Below are 16,523 nucleotides of genomic sequence, written 5' to 3'. Positions count from 1 at the left end.
CTGTGTTCATCCGGAATATCGTCCATTGTTAAGAGAATATCTAGCACGCAGCGAACAAGGACAAACTCCTGTTGACTTATATGACGGATTTGCTTTCCACGAAGCTTTCATGGAAACCGGCGATATGCGCAACGTGAAATGGACTAAAGAAAAGAAAGCTTGATCTCGATAGATTAAGTACTACAATATTATAGGAAATCCTGTGCTCAACTATTGAGTACAGGATTTTTTATTTATAAACATACATGATGTCCGTTTATGAACACAACAAGGCTTCCACGAATTAACATAAACAACTAATACACTGCACATTAAAAACAATGGCACAGTAATTGATTTTATAGTAGTAAAATAAAATGTTTTACTATAAAGCGTACAATTATGAAAACAATAAAACTTATCACATTAGCAATCATCTCATTTCTATCTATCGGAATATATGCACAGAGGAAAGTTGAGGTAACATTAAAAGAAAGACAACCACAAGAGAGAGAATCTTTAATATATAAGAATAATGAGATTACCTCCAAAATTGTATATGAATATGATTGCAATGGATACAGAACAAAACGCACATCTTATGAATGGAACAAAACCCTTGGATGGGTAGCCCTATCATTATACCAATTCGAGTATAACACCAACGATCAGATAGATAACATTTATTACACGAAATGGGACATCCGAAAAGAAAAATGGACTGATATTTCTGATCTGATAACATATAAATATGATTCGGATGGCAATCTGGCAACCATAGAGCGAACAAAAATAAGCGGTAAACCTTTAGAGTTGGTATCATTATATTAAGGAAGTGCTTGTAAGAAAATCCTGATTTGCTAGAAACAAGTCAGGATTTTTACATTTCTTATAATCTAGTTTTTATTTTAACCTTTTAAAATTAAGGTTTTATTATCTATCTCCTATCTTTGTTATTCAATAATAGAAAAGTATTCAATGGAACACGTAAAAAAACCAGATTGGTTAAAAATAAAACTTGGGGGAAATAATAATTTTTCACAAACCAAACATATAGTAGAATCACATAACCTACATACAATTTGCTCGAGCGGAAGATGTCCTAATATGGGAGAATGTTGGGGACGAGGAACGGCCACGTTCATGATCGGGGGCGATATATGTACCAGGTCATGTAAGTTTTGTAACACAAAAACCGGAAAGCCTCTGGCATTGAATCCAAAAGAGCCTCAAAATGTAGCAGAATCCATCCGATTGATGAATCTGAAACATGCCGTTATCACATCCGTAGACCGGGACGATCTGCCAGATCAGGGTGCTATGCACTGGGTAGAAACAATCACGAAGGTGAAGGAAGTAAATCCGAATACAACTCTGGAGGTTCTGATCCCCGATTTCCGAGGTAATACCGAGTTGATTGATATGGTTTGCAAAGCCGCACCGAATGTTATCTCTCATAACATGGAAACAGTACGAAGCCTGACACCACAAGTGAGAAGTGCAGCTAAATACGATGTAAGCCTGTCTGTATTGAAACGGATTGCAGAAAACGGATTAAAGGCAAAATCGGGTATGATGGTCGGACTTGGAGAAACAAGAGAAGAAATCTATCAGCTGATGGACGATCTTTTGGAGGCAAACTGCTCTGTACTTACTATCGGACAATATCTTCAACCAAGCAAAAAGCATTTGCCTGTAGTAGAGTATATTCACCCGGACGAGTTTAAGAGATTAAAGAGTATTGCTTTGGAGAAAGGATTTTCTTATGTAGAAAGCGGTCCACTCGTACGATCTTCTTATCATGCCGAAAATTGCCTGTAATATTCAAACCTTACGGCAAATAATAAGGACTTTTTTCTCATCAGATAGTGTGGTGGCGAATATATAAATATCTCCACCTTCACTTATTCTTGTCTTTTTTCTGATCTCTTGAACAGAAACAGGAAAATTGCGTGTAGTTATATTCGCTTGTTTTATAGCAGATAAGTGCTGTTTTATATCTTTCTTATTGAAAGAGCATACCGTTTCAACAACAAACTTGCGCCCCTGAAATTCAGAGATCAGATCAGTAGACGTATATAAATGGCTGCTTGGGTTCAACTTCTCTAATTTGTAAATATCCGCTACGGATTTGTACATCCCCGCTTTCAATATTGAAGCATTGGGCTCGTATAGGTATTGTCCAACAGATGAAGCATAATTAACATGAGCTAAATCTTCGTCCTCTTTACGAAATGACAGTATATCAGTCTTATCCTTTTGTATATTCACACAATGAATATGCTGATCTTTCTTATTCCTGTCTTTTATAAAAAGTAATTCCTTGCACTCGTTTGCTACGCTTACAATATAAATATCAGATACGTTCCTCAAAGACTTTAGAGCTAATGAAATATCAAGCATCGGTGATAGTTTTATCATTATCCTCTCGCCCTTTGCGTCCAATAAATCTTCTATTTCAATTATATTAGGGGTACAATCTTCTATACGGAATATCTTTCGCCCTTCACTACTACGTCTTGCCGGATCAATATATATGAGATCAACAGGTAATAATTTTTCAAGATATGCTATTCCATCGGTACTTTCTACTCGAACATTTTTGAGACCCAAAACATCTAAGTTATATTTTGCAACTTCAGCCAGCTCTTCCTGCTGCTCTATATAAATAGCCTCTTTAAATTTTGCAGCTATGAAAGAGAAATCGACACCAAAACCTCCTGTAAGGTCTATCATAGAATTTCCTTCCACCAAACCCGCCTTATATCGGGCGGTCTGCTCCGAAGAGCATTGTTCCATTGAGATATGCTTCGGATATAAAATGAAATCGATATGATACCACGAAGGAACTTTCTCTTTTGCAATCTTTCGCCCTGAAATCTGCTGTACTGCCAATTGGATATCTATATCTGGATATCGCTTTGCAGATAAAGCAAGCTCATGAATATCATCACACTCATGCTCTTTTATAAAATCTATTAGTGAAGGACTTAGCATTATTTTTTCATTCTGATAAATCGGCTCAACGAACTACCTCTTTTTGTGGAGTCAGGTAATATAGGAGTAACCGTATCTCGAACAGACTTTGTCTTTAATGTAGGGAATCCAAACAGGTCTCTGAGGTTATCAAAGTCTTTCTTATATATAAGACCTACCCCTTGAGACTGCGATGTTTTTCCGGTATAATAGAATTTCTCGTTATAGTGGTTGTATGCTTTTACGCGCCATGTTCCGGCATTATTGAGCAAATATTCGATATCAACATCACTAATCATGGCTTCTTTGCCGTTATTGATATTTACATCATTGCGATATCCAAAGTTACCATTTATCAATAGCCGGTCATTCATCAAACGACTAGACAATATGAGTTCTACTTCTGTACTTGTGAAATCTTTATCACTATAACGTATATTCGTTCCGAGCTCCCATCTACTATCTATCTGGCTGACAATTTTGGTCAACTGATTCGACAGTGTAGCCGAAGCCACGGCCGCAAAGTCTGAAGTTTCGTAAGGGGTATTTGATCCTTTAGGGCTATCAAACTTAGACAAGAGCAGCAAATATGCAACTTGCCAGTTGATCATATCAGGAGTATTTATAAGACTCTTCACCTGCCGTGCCACTTCTGGATCGGCAGCAGGGAATTGTATATCAAGCCCCACGGTAGGTTGTCTCAACGGCCCTGTGAGATCCAGAACACAGTTTACCGGAATAGTAGTCTGCCCGGTTGTTTCTATTAGAGTTTGATCGAGATCTCTTAAACTAGCTGTCAGCTTATAGATAGCTGTTACATCCAAAATGGCTTCGAACGGATCACCCTTGAATTGCACTGTACTTCCATCCTCTATTGTAAACCGCCTTTCCATCAATCGTTGGAAAGTAAAATTGTAACTTCCTCTATTTATAGTATATGTTCCAAACAAGCGAGGCGCAGATTTTGAACTCCATTGAAATTGCATCGCACCACTACCCGTTCCGCTAATTACATCACCGCCCACAGGGTCCATTAGAATTTCTACTGTAGCGTTAGGAGTGGCATCAATATAAAAATTCATATTTATTTCCATGCCGGAGCTGGCTTGTATCGGCGGAGCAACCTCCGCTATATTTGGAGTGGTTATAGAATCGGTCTTCTGCTTCGACTTATAATTGATAAACGAATATTCATTTATGATATTCTCCATAAAATTCATACGGACGAGTGTCTTGTCCTCAGTTCTCATGCTAATATCTATATCTACGGCTCGTTCGTCACCCCCAATAGTCCCTTTCCCGCTACCGAATACCTTTCCATAAAAGATTGGATTTTGTTTTTGGGTGGCATTATATACAAGGAAATGATCGGCTGAGAGATCGACTAAATACATGAAATCCTTAAAGTAGTCGTGAGCCACCTTCCCGCTGGCTAAAGACTTATTATTGTATTCATCGATGAGAGTGATGTTGGTAAAGTAGATAAGATCTTTTTTCATGTAGATCGTATCCGAAAACTTATAATTTGTATTCAGAAAGTTAATCCCTATATTCCCGTCCTTAATGTAAGCCTTGCCCTCAACGGTAACATCCGAAAAGTCTCCGAACAAATGAACTTTACCTGTACCTCTACCGCTTATATTCTGAAAAACAGCCTCTGCATACCTATTCAGGAAACTGATATCGAGACTATCCGCATCAAAATTTATAGAAAGCCCCTGATGTATCGGATCTATTTCTCCGTCTACCTTTGTTTTCTTATTCTCTTTGCTGACAATCATCCCATCCAACATTATTTTGTTGGTTTCGTCATCCAGCTCACTGAATATATTTAACCGCCCAAGCTCTGTTCCATTAAACTTAAAGTCAGTGATATCTAAACGTGTATTCAGATATGGCTTGTTCTCGATGCTAGACATAAACAAACTACCTGTAGCCGCTCCACCAAACCTCAACACATCGATTGCTAATGTCTGGAATACATATTCTAAGTTGATCTTCTTCAGCTCTACCTTCAATATATCCGAAGAACTGCTTGGCGAGTAACTGCCGTTTATCTTTATCTCTTGACTTTTGTCACTTGTATATACCGAAAAATTATTAACAGCATAATGCCCATCCTGTATTTTAATATGAGATTTTTCCATCTTCCAAGTCGTATTGTTCAGCATTAGCTCGCTTGGTAGTGTTTCAATATCAATCATCAAAGGCCTTCTGTCTTCTTTGGTAAATAACGTGGAAATAGAAAAATCACCTTTAGCCTTCTGCATTCCATCATTAAGAAGAGAAATATTGGTATTTATCTTGTTGTTGGCTAATGTAGATTTTACAGAAATTTCATTTGTCACTTCTTTTTTCCCAATTATAGAGGCATCTATGCGAGTGTTGACAACATTGTCTGAATTCTCATTTTCGGCAAGGATATAGCCTGATTTTATGTTCATTCCGGCAGCTTTGATCGCCGGAGTGAAAACTTCCACTTTAAATTTATCCAAATGATTATCGTACCGTCCTACGATTTTAGCCTGATTTATGACCGTAACAGGCAGTTTAAATACAGAGCTGAATGTCTCCGTATTATTGATAGCAAAATCGAATGTGAAATTATTATTAACTACGCTTTTCTCTACCTTCTTTCCATTTACTTTTATCAATGCAGGCAAATATGGATGTAGTGTTTCTAAAATACTATTCGCCATCGTAGAGAAAGAGTAGTCACCATTGACATGTCCGTTAAGTATATCAGAGTTTATGCTTAGTGTATGTCCCAAAGAATCTATTGTAGACTTAACAAGAAACTCGTCCATCTTGAAAACTTGATTTTCTCGAAGAAAGTCTACCGAATCGATACGTATATACCCTTGCGCATTATCTATATCCTTACCCACAAAGTCTGCATCTATATTAAACGATAAATAAGAATAAGGCATATTCTTTACCAAATGCAATTTATCTAATTGGATGTCTGTCGCCTTTGCCTTGAAAACGAGTTCGGGCATATTCTTATCTGTAAGATCAAACAAACCCGCTATATCAAGCTTTCCGTTCGGGTCGTCAACCACTAACTTACCATCAATGCGCAAGCCATCATATCCGGCATCAAGCTTTATATTTTTATATGAATATTCTTTATAATCGAAGTTTGGAATAATCCCTTCGGCTTTACCTCTCAGCTTACCATTTTTTGGTTTTTCAAGATCCACTGTTAAGCTTAAAGAAGCCTTATTGAGATCTTTATTATCCAAGAATGTTCCCAAACTGAAATCGGTAGTATATACTTTACCTTTTACGTATGTTTCGATGCCCGGCTTCGGATTATTAACTCCGAAAAGCACATCTGTTTTAACCACCCCCAAATCAGTTTCTACACTACCAAAAGCGACAAGTTGATCGAGATAGCCCGAAATATCTCCTCTGAAAGATATTGCCCCAAGTTTTTTTAATTGAGCAGGCAGTTGCCCCTTTTTTGACGAGAAGTTGTCAATAATACTCGACAATTCAGTATGGGTTAACGATAATTCATCGACACTACCTAGTACATACGTCTTCGATGGGTCTCTCATGTCTCTGATTTCTGCATTTGCAATCAAATGCATCTTTTTCCCGTAATCTAAAGATAAACCCGATACAGTAAGATCATCAATCTTACCCTTGACTTGCCCGCTGATAATGATCTTATCATCAAAGTCCTTCAAAATAGGTACTAATGCAGAAACATCCTTCGGTAATATATAAGATGTAGCAACAACACAATCGATACTGGCGTAGTCCATTATCTTAGCGGTATCACTGGTAGGTGTCAGATCTATTTCACAACGACTTAGCTCTAACGAGGATGAAGGCAAGTCGAGCTCAAAATTTCTTATAGAAACTTTCTTTCCTTGAGTGATTATACGAAAGGTAAGATCAGATATATCCAGTCCGCTTTTCTCCCTAAGAGCAAACTTTTTGACTTGAATGTTCAACGAATCCGAAGTTAGAGATTTCATCGCCAACTTTGCATTCAAGTCGGATACGGCTATGTGGTTTTTGTCAAAATGATGAACAACTAAAGGCTTATCTTTTATATCGTAATAGAATTGACCATTCGTAATATTTACAGCATTCAGCTTGACTTCTATTTTCGATTTGGGCTTATCATCCTTTGGTTTAAAAGCATCGATAATATACTGTATATTCAGAGGCGAATCATCAGATTTTTTAGAAAGGTGAACCTCGAAATCGGAAAGCCATGCAGAGGTTACCACTATTTTATTTTGCATCAAAGAGATGAGATCGACACTGGCTGATATCTTATCGGCCAACAGCACTTTCTCCTGAAACTGATCATACAAGTAAACACTGTCTAACTGAACAGTATTGAATGGCTGAAAATGCAATTTACCGATACCTAGTTCAGTTCCTATTTTTGCTTTTAGTTCATCTACAATAATACCTTTAGCATATTCCTGCACAGCAGGCATATTCAACAGTCCAAATAGCAGGGTTACGAGTCCAACTATTATACCTAATACAGTGAGAAATATTTGCTTAAACCGTTTAATATCGCTTCCTTTTTAGAGATACAAAATTACCAAAAAAAGTGATTCCCTCTTACTCCTAAAACAGTTATCTTGCACTTTTAGTGTACTATTAAGATTAATTATGGAAAACCTTTTGTAAACACACTTACAAGACAGAAAGCTTTCAGATACTACGCTATAATCTATCTCCGAAGCAAGTCGGTTATCATCAAAGGATTTGTTGTCTTTATTTCGTCTAAGACTTTCTTCACCTCATCATAAGCCGAGTTTGCCGATGTAATCCGATCCATTTCATTTGCAGTAAGCCCTACCATTTGCAAGAAGGACACTTCTCCGTGCGGAGTTTGTATCTTTCCCAATTCAGGATCGGAAACAAAAGCAACCCCTACAATATTAATTTCGTCTGTAGAGTTCAGGCGAATAGGGCCATTTGCGGGTATGACATGATATTCTTCAAACCACTTACCGCTCTTTATTACATAGCGAGCAAGATTATTCATGAGGTTGACTACCCAAGTAGGGTCGTCACCATCTTCGTCAAAAGGTTTGAGGCGGAATGTAAATTCAAATCCCCATTTACTGAATTCACCTCCGGCAGCCTCTTCATTATAATAAAGTTCTGACATGCCATAGCTTACTAAGTGGCGATGAAATATATCTTTTTGCGAATCGTATATACTCACACCATCTAACGGGTCTTCCCCACCCACCATGTAATGTAGAGGAGGAGCATAATGGCGAGGTTTTTGATCTCCATAGATACCTTCCACTACCTTATCTATCTCCAGCCATCCTACAGGATCATCTTCATCGAATAAATTCTTATATTCTTTTTGCGTCATTTATGTACTATTCTATTCTTCTAAATTACCTATTTTGTTCCGAGCACTTAGCTCATAACACTCCAATATCAGTACGATACATACAAATATAATCTTTTTAGCAAATAGGAGCTGACGATATGCATAAAAAAGTGCCGGCACATGAAGGTACCGGCACATCTCTTACATTATATATCTAGTTACTCTATTGTGTATTACTTAAAATAAGTCTCATCCATGTAACTGAATTCCGATTGATCTGCCTTACGGATACCTACATAGATATCTTCCCACTGGGTAGGCCATCCGCCAAATATAGCACCTAGTCTAATTAGCTTGAATGCATGCGCACCTTTGGCCAATGCAACCGACTTATCGCTACGTGAAAACCTACGCGCTGTTCCGTTGTTATCTTTTTCGTTAGATATCAACAATTTGCCATCAATCCACAATTCATAGTCTGTACTGAAGTAGTAAACACCATCTTCAGGAATATTCATGTATCCGGTAAGAATTGTAGAATAATAGTCGTCGGCATACGGTTCTGTATAATTCGGTATTCTATGCTTAGACTTCTGCGGAGCGGCTACATACTCGGTTTCGGCAGCAGTCTTGCCTTCCAATTCTGCCACTGTTCTTGTATATCCTTTGTAGTATTCCGCTTTAAGTCCCGGCTTAGCATCCTTTTCCTTCTCTACAGGGGGTGCATACGATTGCTTTTCGATAGTAATAGTACGCACATCACTCATCTTGTCAGACAAGAGTACCGAACGTATTTTCAATGTTGTATTTTCAGTAAATGTCAACGGTTTATCATAAACCTGTGACGTCAATGCAGGCTCGCTGCCATCGGTAGTATATACCATTTTTACAGGTTCTGTTGTTTTAAATTCGAGTGTAACCTGATCTGTGAATGCTACAAAGTTACATGACGGCGCTCCCTTTTGCTCAGGTAGCGGTATATAATAATTGATATTATGCATATCAAGTCGCACACGCTGATTGTCGATACGACGTTCAAAATCTTTATAGTTTTTCTTGTCTTTCGGAGTCCAATTCAGTTCAGCCAATGCAATAATACGGGGGTAAATATCATATTCCATACCATTGCCATTATACTTATATTCAGTCCAAACATTAGCCTGCGCTCCTAAGATATGATGTTTCTTATCTTCGGCAATCTTCTCCGGAACAGGCTCATAACCATACACTTTCTCTAAATCCAAGAAGCCACCTATCGTTACCGGAAGATTTTTAGCATCACCTTGGTATTTATCCAGATACATCCATGCCCCCGGTGTCATTATCACATCATGCCCCATATTTGCAGATGCAATACCGCCTTCTTCTCCTCGCCAACTCATTACAGTAGCTGTTGGAGCAAGTCCACCTTCAAGTATCTCGTCCCAACCGATCATCTTCTTATTGTGCTTCAACAAGAACTTTTCGATGCGTTGTACAAAGTAGCTTTGCAGTTTCTCTTCAGCAGAGTGAGTCTTATCTGCCTTCAAGCCAAGTTCTTTTATACGAGCCTGACACTTAGGGCATACTTTCCATCTGTCTTTCGGACACTCATCGCCACCAATATGGAAGTATTCGCTTTCGAACAAAGGAATCACTTCTTCTATTACATTTTCCAAGAACTGGAATACAGAATCGTTTCCGGCGCAATACACATCGTTTGCCACACCCCAGAAACAACGCACATCGATTGGCTTTCCTGTACAAGACAGCTCGGGATATGCAGCTATTGCAGCTACACCATGTCCGGGCAATTCTATTTCGGGTATAACTTCTATAAAACGTTCCTTAGCGTATGCCACAACCTCTTTCACTTGATCTTGTGTATAGAAATAAGGGCCATATTCGTTTCCTTCACCCTCTGTTCTCTTTGCTCCTATCTCAGTAAGCTTAGGGTATTTCTTTATTTCGATACGCCAACCTTGATCTTCTGTCAGGTGCCAGTGGAATGTATTGATCTTGAACATAGCCAACACATCCAATTGCTTCTTAATAAAGTCTACATCAACAAAGTGACGGCAAACATCTAGGTGCATTCCTCTGTATTTGAAGCGAGGTTCATCTTTTATTGCTACTCCGGACACCTTCCATGCAATATTTTTCACAAGTGTAGGACTTTCTATTTCGGCAGGAAGCAACTGCATTATAGTTTGCATTCCGTAAAACAAGCCATGCGGTGTTTTAGCCTGAATATCTATCCCCTTTTCGGTAACGTCGAGTAAGTAGCCTTCTTCGTTAACCGGAAGATCTGCGACAATAGACAAATTAATATAATCTGTTGCAGGTTTAGTTTTTTCTATACTCAAGTTGTATCCTGTAGATGCCTTGATTTTTGCAGCAAAATAAGCAGCAACTTTTTCCACATCTGCGTTGTCCGCTACAAATACAACACTTTTTCCAAGCTTAAAAGTATCTTCTTTTTGCGTCAACTCGAGTGGTAGCGGTGTAATATTTATACCTTCATTGTATGGTTTATGAACCGTGGGTTCACTTCCTCCGCATGAAAGCATTAAAATTGTCACCATAAATAAAATGATTGGCGTAAGTTTTTTCATTAGTTTTTACAGGTTTAAAGTTTAATGATTATGGTACTTTAAGTTGATTTTACAAATATAACCATCGTTTATTGCATATCACCCATCGAATAGTTAATTAACATTTAAAAAAGTAAGCTTCCCTTCCCTTTAAATAATACTGCAACGCAAGGATTCATTGCTAATAATAAATGACATGTATCTAAAACGAATCCGAGTTATTTTGTAAACTTTTGTTCAATACCTAAAGATTTTGCTTATGCTTATGAGGCGCTAAAAGCGTAAAAAGAAGAAAAAGTATCAATTAATTATTTCAAGATATTGTGTAAGACATAAATTATCTACCGTTACACTTCTTGTCTATTTGTCGAGGCGTATATATTTTAATATTCTCAGGTTTCTTTTATTGATCAAATCTAAAGTATGATTCTTGTATTGCCGATACTCGCCAATAGTCTGAGGCAATGAAGGTCTGTTGAAATTATCAAACGGCAAAGAAAATTCGACTTGCCCTTGCTGATCAATAAAGTCTTGTAAATGAAAGAAGTCAACATAACCTTTGAAGCTAACAAACAAGGAAAAAAAGTCTTTGTAATTTATCAAAATCTTATAAAGTGGACTTTCTTCATCTCTATAAAAACGCCTAATACATTCCAATGTCAAATCGAATCTGTCACAAATCATTATACTTACACCTCTTGCTTGATTAATTGTGAAACCATTCTTTTTGTGAGCTGGAAAAATTATATGTCCGCCAATTGTCCGTACTTTTTGTTTTAGCTCTTCCCGTTCCAAATCTGAAAGCCAACCAGCAAACTTATTGCTATATTTTCCGTCAAAATGTGGACACATTCTGTCACTTGAAAAGTTCATACACAAGTTGTTTTTTATAAGCAATCTACCATAACTATCGGCTTTAATTACCAAAACAAGCATTTTTCCATTAGGCAATTCTTTACTCCATAATAACTTGTGAGCTTCATATAATTTGAGACTGTCGGTATCAGGATCACCACATTTGGTATCTTGCCGAAAGTCAAAATCTATGTTAATTAAGTTCATTTTTTAACACTCAATTTATGCTTTACTATTTTGTATCGTATCTGTCTTTACCCTCGCCAGTAACTTGATTGCTGCTGTTATTTTTTTTTAAGCTGCTTGAGTACTACCAATGGCAACTACCAACATAGCTAAAAAACTAAAGGTAAATGCATTTTACAAGGATCAAGATTTAACAATACATATTTCAATGTCACTTTTTCTGCCATAATTTAACAAGCAAAACCCCTATTATATCAGATAAATTTAGAAAAGAAAAATACCCCTACAATATAATAATAAAGGGACACTTCATATACATGAAGCATCCCTTCTCTTTTAGTCAAACTTTGCAAATAAGCGTTAGATAGCGTTTATTTCTTTCAGAACAGCATTTGTTTTGTGAACAGCTGCTGCTGATGCTTCAAATTTTTCTTTTTCGTCTGCTGTAAGTTTAAGGTCGATAACTTTTTCCCATCCGTTTTTACCTAAAACTACAGGCACACCAATACAAATATCATTTTGTCCGTATTCTCCTTCAAGAGACACACAACAAGTAACTACCTTTTTCTGATCGTGAAGAATAGCTTCTACCACATAAGCTCCGGCAGCACCCGGTGCATACCATGCCGATGTACCAAGCAATCCGGTAAGAGTAGCACCTCCAACCATCGTATCGGCAACAACCTTATCCAATGTTTCTTTAGACAAAAGGTCTGTTACAGGAATACCTTTGTATGTCGCTAAACGAGTTACAGGGATCATTGTAGTATCTCCGTGTCCACCTATTACCATACCTTCTACTTCATTCGGATTGCATCCCAATGCTTCGCTTAGGTAATATTTGAAACGTGAGCTATCTAATGCACCACCCATACCTACAACACGGTGTTTAGGAAGACCTGTCACTTTAGATGCAAGATATGTCATTGTATCCATTGGGTTGGATATGATAACAAGAACAGCATTCGGTGAGTATTTAAGGATATTTTCTGCAACACTCTTCACAATACCGGCATTTACTCCGATTAGTTCTTCACGAGTCATACCCGGTTTGCGAGGAATACCCGAAGTAATAACAACTACATCAGAGTTAGCTGTTGCTGCATAGTCGTTAGTCACACCTTTTACACGTGTATCAAATCCCAACAATTGTACAGTCTGGTTCATATCGATAGCTTTACCTTCCGATACACCTTCTTTTACATCAAGCATCACTACTTCATCAGCCACTTCATTAAACGCAAGAACGTTTGCACATGTAGCACCTACATTTCCGGCACCTACTACTGTTACTTTAGACATAATAATTTGATTTAATATATTAATTAATAATTTGATTCTTTCATATTGCAACAAGACTGAAACAGATACTAAACAATCTCGCCTAAAAGCCTAACAAATGTACATGCTTATTCTGAAATAAAGAAGATTTTGCTCGTCAAAAATACCCCTATTTTATTAAAAAAAGCGAAAGGTTTTTAAATGCCTTTTGTTCAATCTGTATAAATCCGTTATATTTGTAGTCGCAGATTTTTAACATCATCATGGATACAGAAAAAAAGAGTAATTCGAAAATATTAATTGGAATAATAGCCCTGCTTATTCTGGGAATAGGCATAGCCAGTTACTTTATATTCAACCAGAAGACTCAAATCGACGAACTGCAACAGGAAAGCGTTCTGAACAAACAGCAGTTGGAAGACGAGTACGAGAGCCTGTCGATGCAATACGAAGGGTTTAAGTTGAATATAAAAAATGATTCTCTTCTACAAAAGCTAACAAATGAACAAACTAAAGTTCAACGGTTACTTGAAGAGTTGAAGACTGTGAAAGCTGAAAATAAAGCTGAAATTTCCCGCTTGAACAAAGAGCTGGCAACGCTGCGCCAAATATTAAAGTCGTACATCACACAAATCGACTCTCTGAACAGGGCAAATGCTCAGCTCAGACAAGAAAAGCAGGAGATAACAAATAAATATCAGGAAACATCAAAAACACTGAATCAGGTAACTCAGCAAAAGCAGGACTTGACCGAAAAAGTAACCAAAGCCGCCAAGCTGGATGCCACCAATATAAGCGTGCAAGCCACAAATAGCAAAGGAAAAGTACAAAAGAAAATAAATAAAGTAGAGCAGCTGATAATCAATTTTACAATAACAAAGAATATTACTGCCGAGCCGGGTGAACGTACTATATATGCACGTATCATGAAACCCGATGACGATGTATTGACCAAAAGTAGAGCGAATACATTCGCTTACGAGAATGGAAATATCAATTACTCCATCAAGCGAGTTATAGAATACGGAGGCGAAGAAGTAGGTGTTACCATGTACTGGAATGTAGAAGAATATCTGATGCCGGGAACATACCGTGTAGATATTTTTGCTGATGGTAATAGAATAGGCAGTAGATCTTTCTCATTAGAAAACTAAAACCTTATTGATATATAAATGCAAATAGTAGAAGCTACTACAGACCATATTTATAATATCCAGGTACTATCAAATGTTATTTGGCCCGCTACATTTAGCAACATTCTTTCGCAAGAGCAGATAAGCTACATGATGGATATGATGTATAGCACCAGTGCGTTGGAAAAACAGATGAATGAGTTAAATCATCACTATCTATTAGCTGAGGAAGACGGTGAATATCTAGGCTATTTATCATACGAGCTGAACTACAAAGGCACGCCAATAACCAAAATACACAAAATATATGTACTGCCTTCTATTCAAGGCAAAGGTGTAGGTCGCTTGTTTATAGATGCGGTGAGTAAACTTGCCCTGAAGAATAACAATACGCTTCTTTCGCTGAATGTAAACCGATACAACAAAGCGATTGATTTCTATAAACGAATGGGCTTCGATTTTTTCGCAAGTGAAAATATTGACATCGGAAACGGCTTCCTGATGGAAGACTATGTGATGAATAAAGACCTGTAGCTAGTCGATGATAATATCAAATTGGTTTAGCAACCCCGCCAATCCATCTTTAGAAAAACGTGCTTTTTTGATCTGGTTCTGAGTCAGGTCTATTGAGTAATTATATGCAGTGGTAAAATCTACTTCTTGAAGATTGGTATTATAAAAGATCGCCTCGTCCAAATCAGCTTCCAAAAACTTTGATTGTTTGAGGTCGGCACTTCCAAAGTCGACTCCCTTCAATGAAGTATCTTTAAAACGAGTCTTACTCATTTTTCGCTTTTCGAAAGAGGCATAATCGAGTATGCAATTTTCAAAGTCGACATGAAAAATAAAATCGTGGCAATGATTAAATTTCACACCAAGCATTTTACAATTCTTAAAATGGATATTATTCAGAGTAGACTGGTTGAATTCCACCATCGACAAATTACAATCTATAAACGAACAGTCGGTAAAAGTACAAGCTATAAGCTTAGAGTCTGAAAAATCGCATTTCGAAAAAGTACAATTATCAAACGACTTTTTATGTAACCCTTCTACATAAGATTTACCTTCAAAGATTATGTCTTCACTAACAATCATGGACTCTCCTACTCTCTGATTATTTTCACTTCTCCGGTCTTACCCAATTTTATGATACTCGATGCTTTCGATTTACTTGTATCATCCTGCCTGTATTTTACGATATAATCTACACCTTGCTTTATCTCTTCGCTTATATCATCAAAGTTAGCCGGTGCAGGCTCCCCGCTGATATTAGCAGATGTAGAAACCAAGGCTTTCCGAAAACGCTTACACAGCTCTTGAGAAAATTTTTCTTTTGTGACACGGATAGCGAGACTACCGTCTTCTGCCATCAAATTAGGTGCAACATTTCGTGCTCCATCATAAATTATGGTCAATGGTTTTTCGGATAACTCTATCAGGTCCCACGCCAAAGAAGGAACTTCATCGATATAATAATCGAGCTTGATAGGATTATCGAGCAGAGTAATAAGGGCTTTACTATCAACCCTTCGCTTTAGTTCATATACACGATGTACAGCTTCCTCGTTGGTAGCATCACAGCCTATTCCCCATATGGTATCAGTAGGATACAAAATCAATCCTCCGGACACAAGCACTTCAAAAGCCTTCTTTATATCTTCTTCCATAATTTATTTATTATTAAGCAACTGAGAAAGGTAAACATCTTCAAACTCTTCACCTCTTTGCAGCCAGTCTTTCAAAATCCCGACAGACTGATACCCTGCTTTCTCAAACAAGCTGATACTATTGGTATTGCTTTGGGCTATATATGCATAGATTTGATGAAGGTACAAAAAGTCGAAAGCATAGTTGCTCATCAGTTCCAAAGCTTGTTTGGCAAAGCCTCTTCTGCGATAGTCGTCATCAATGAGGATGCCAATACCAGCTCTGCGGTTGTGGGCGTCTATATCGTAAAGATCAATGGTTCCGATAGTGACTTTCTCTTCTACGAGGTCTATCATCAGACGCAATTGTTTGCTTTGATATATATCCATCTCCAAAGAATCATTGATGTACTGCCTCAGCACCAGCTTGGAATACGGGGCCAAAGTATTGCCATGATACCACAAGACTGTAGAATTCTCCCAACGATATAAGATTTCTAAATCTTCGGGTTCTACGGCTCGCAAAACGATATCTTTGTTTTTCAATAGCATTTTGTAAAAGACT

Annotated in this window: 13 protein-coding genes; 4 read left to right on the top strand and 9 right to left on the bottom strand. The window is 37.6% G+C overall.

Features of this window, described 5'->3' with window-relative positions:
* Window positions 1-381: 381 nt before the first annotated feature.
* Both LDB17_RS15460 and lipA read left to right on the top strand, forming a co-directional pair.
* The gene (locus LDB17_RS15460; protein WP_252636783.1) at window positions 382-810 is read left to right on the top strand and encodes a hypothetical protein; all 429 of its coding nucleotides are present in this window, start codon (window positions 382-384) and stop codon (window positions 808-810) included.
* A gap of 147 nt (window positions 811-957) precedes the next feature.
* Window positions 958-1,800: a lipoyl synthase gene (gene lipA / locus LDB17_RS15455; protein WP_135105022.1), complete on the top strand. Its 843-nt coding sequence runs from the start codon at window positions 958-960 to the stop codon at window positions 1,798-1,800.
* Between the two features lie 3 nt (window positions 1,801-1,803).
* Here the strand turns inward: lipA and LDB17_RS15450 are convergent, their stop codons facing one another.
* The 6 genes from LDB17_RS15450 to mdh all read right to left on the bottom strand — a co-directional run bounded on the left by LDB17_RS15450 (window position 1,804) and on the right by mdh (window position 13,197).
* A complete protein-coding gene (locus LDB17_RS15450) occupies window positions 1,804-2,976 on the bottom strand; it encodes an SAM-dependent methyltransferase (RefSeq protein WP_252636784.1) in 1,173 nt (390 codons plus the stop codon).
* The gene (locus LDB17_RS15445) at window positions 2,976-7,418 is read right to left on the bottom strand and encodes a translocation/assembly module TamB domain-containing protein (protein WP_252636786.1); all 4,443 of its coding nucleotides are present in this window, start codon (window positions 7,416-7,418) and stop codon (window positions 2,976-2,978) included. Before LDB17_RS15445 ends, LDB17_RS15450 begins: the two co-directional genes overlap by 1 nt.
* 242 nt (window positions 7,419-7,660) lie before the next feature.
* Window positions 7,661-8,320, bottom strand: a complete 660-nt coding sequence (locus LDB17_RS15440; protein ID WP_252636788.1) for a suppressor of fused domain protein — start codon at window positions 8,318-8,320, stop codon at window positions 7,661-7,663.
* Between the two features lie 194 nt (window positions 8,321-8,514).
* On the bottom strand, window positions 8,515-10,875 hold the full coding sequence (locus tag LDB17_RS15435) for a family 20 glycosylhydrolase (RefSeq protein ID WP_252636790.1): 2,361 nt from the start codon (window positions 10,873-10,875) through the stop codon (window positions 8,515-8,517).
* 339 nt (window positions 10,876-11,214) lie between these two features.
* Window positions 11,215-11,916: a DUF6994 family protein gene (locus tag LDB17_RS15430; RefSeq protein ID WP_252636791.1), complete on the bottom strand. Its 702-nt coding sequence runs from the start codon at window positions 11,914-11,916 to the stop codon at window positions 11,215-11,217.
* 339 nt (window positions 11,917-12,255) lie between these two features.
* Window positions 12,256-13,197 carry a malate dehydrogenase gene (mdh, locus tag LDB17_RS15425; protein WP_252636793.1) on the bottom strand — a complete coding sequence of 314 codons (942 nt, stop codon included), beginning with the start codon at window positions 13,195-13,197 and terminating at the stop codon, window positions 12,256-12,258.
* A gap of 242 nt (window positions 13,198-13,439) precedes the next feature.
* Here mdh and LDB17_RS15420 point away from each other — a divergent pair, with 242 nt between their 5' ends.
* Window positions 13,440-14,330, top strand: a complete 891-nt coding sequence (locus LDB17_RS15420) for a hypothetical protein (protein ID WP_252636795.1) — start codon at window positions 13,440-13,442, stop codon at window positions 14,328-14,330.
* 18 nt (window positions 14,331-14,348) lie between these two features.
* On the top strand, window positions 14,349-14,843 hold the full coding sequence (locus LDB17_RS15415) for a GNAT family N-acetyltransferase (protein ID WP_252636797.1): 495 nt from the start codon (window positions 14,349-14,351) through the stop codon (window positions 14,841-14,843).
* Here LDB17_RS15415 and LDB17_RS15410 read toward each other — a convergent pair whose 3' ends face one another.
* From LDB17_RS15410 to LDB17_RS15400, 3 genes are read right to left on the bottom strand one after another with little or no spacing between them, the layout of a single operon-like run.
* Window positions 14,844-15,407, bottom strand: a complete 564-nt coding sequence (locus LDB17_RS15410) for a pentapeptide repeat-containing protein (protein ID WP_252636799.1) — start codon at window positions 15,405-15,407, stop codon at window positions 14,844-14,846. It abuts the gene before it with no gap.
* Window positions 15,408-15,415: 8 nt separating this feature from the next.
* Window positions 15,416-15,979 carry an L-threonylcarbamoyladenylate synthase gene (locus tag LDB17_RS15405; protein ID WP_252636800.1) on the bottom strand — a complete coding sequence of 188 codons (564 nt, stop codon included), beginning with the start codon at window positions 15,977-15,979 and terminating at the stop codon, window positions 15,416-15,418.
* 3 nt (window positions 15,980-15,982) lie between these two features.
* Window positions 15,983-16,510, bottom strand: a complete 528-nt coding sequence (locus LDB17_RS15400; RefSeq protein WP_252636801.1) for a GNAT family N-acetyltransferase — start codon at window positions 16,508-16,510, stop codon at window positions 15,983-15,985.
* Between the last annotated feature and the right edge of the window lie 13 nt (window positions 16,511-16,523).

The sequence above is a fragment of the Dysgonomonas sp. Shenzhen-Wh21 genome, from assembly GCF_043392705.1.
Classification (GTDB): Bacteria; Bacteroidota; Bacteroidia; order Bacteroidales; family Dysgonomonadaceae; genus Dysgonomonas.
The sequence above is the reverse complement of the archived record's forward strand: the minus strand, read 5'-3'. Positions and strand labels throughout refer to the sequence as shown.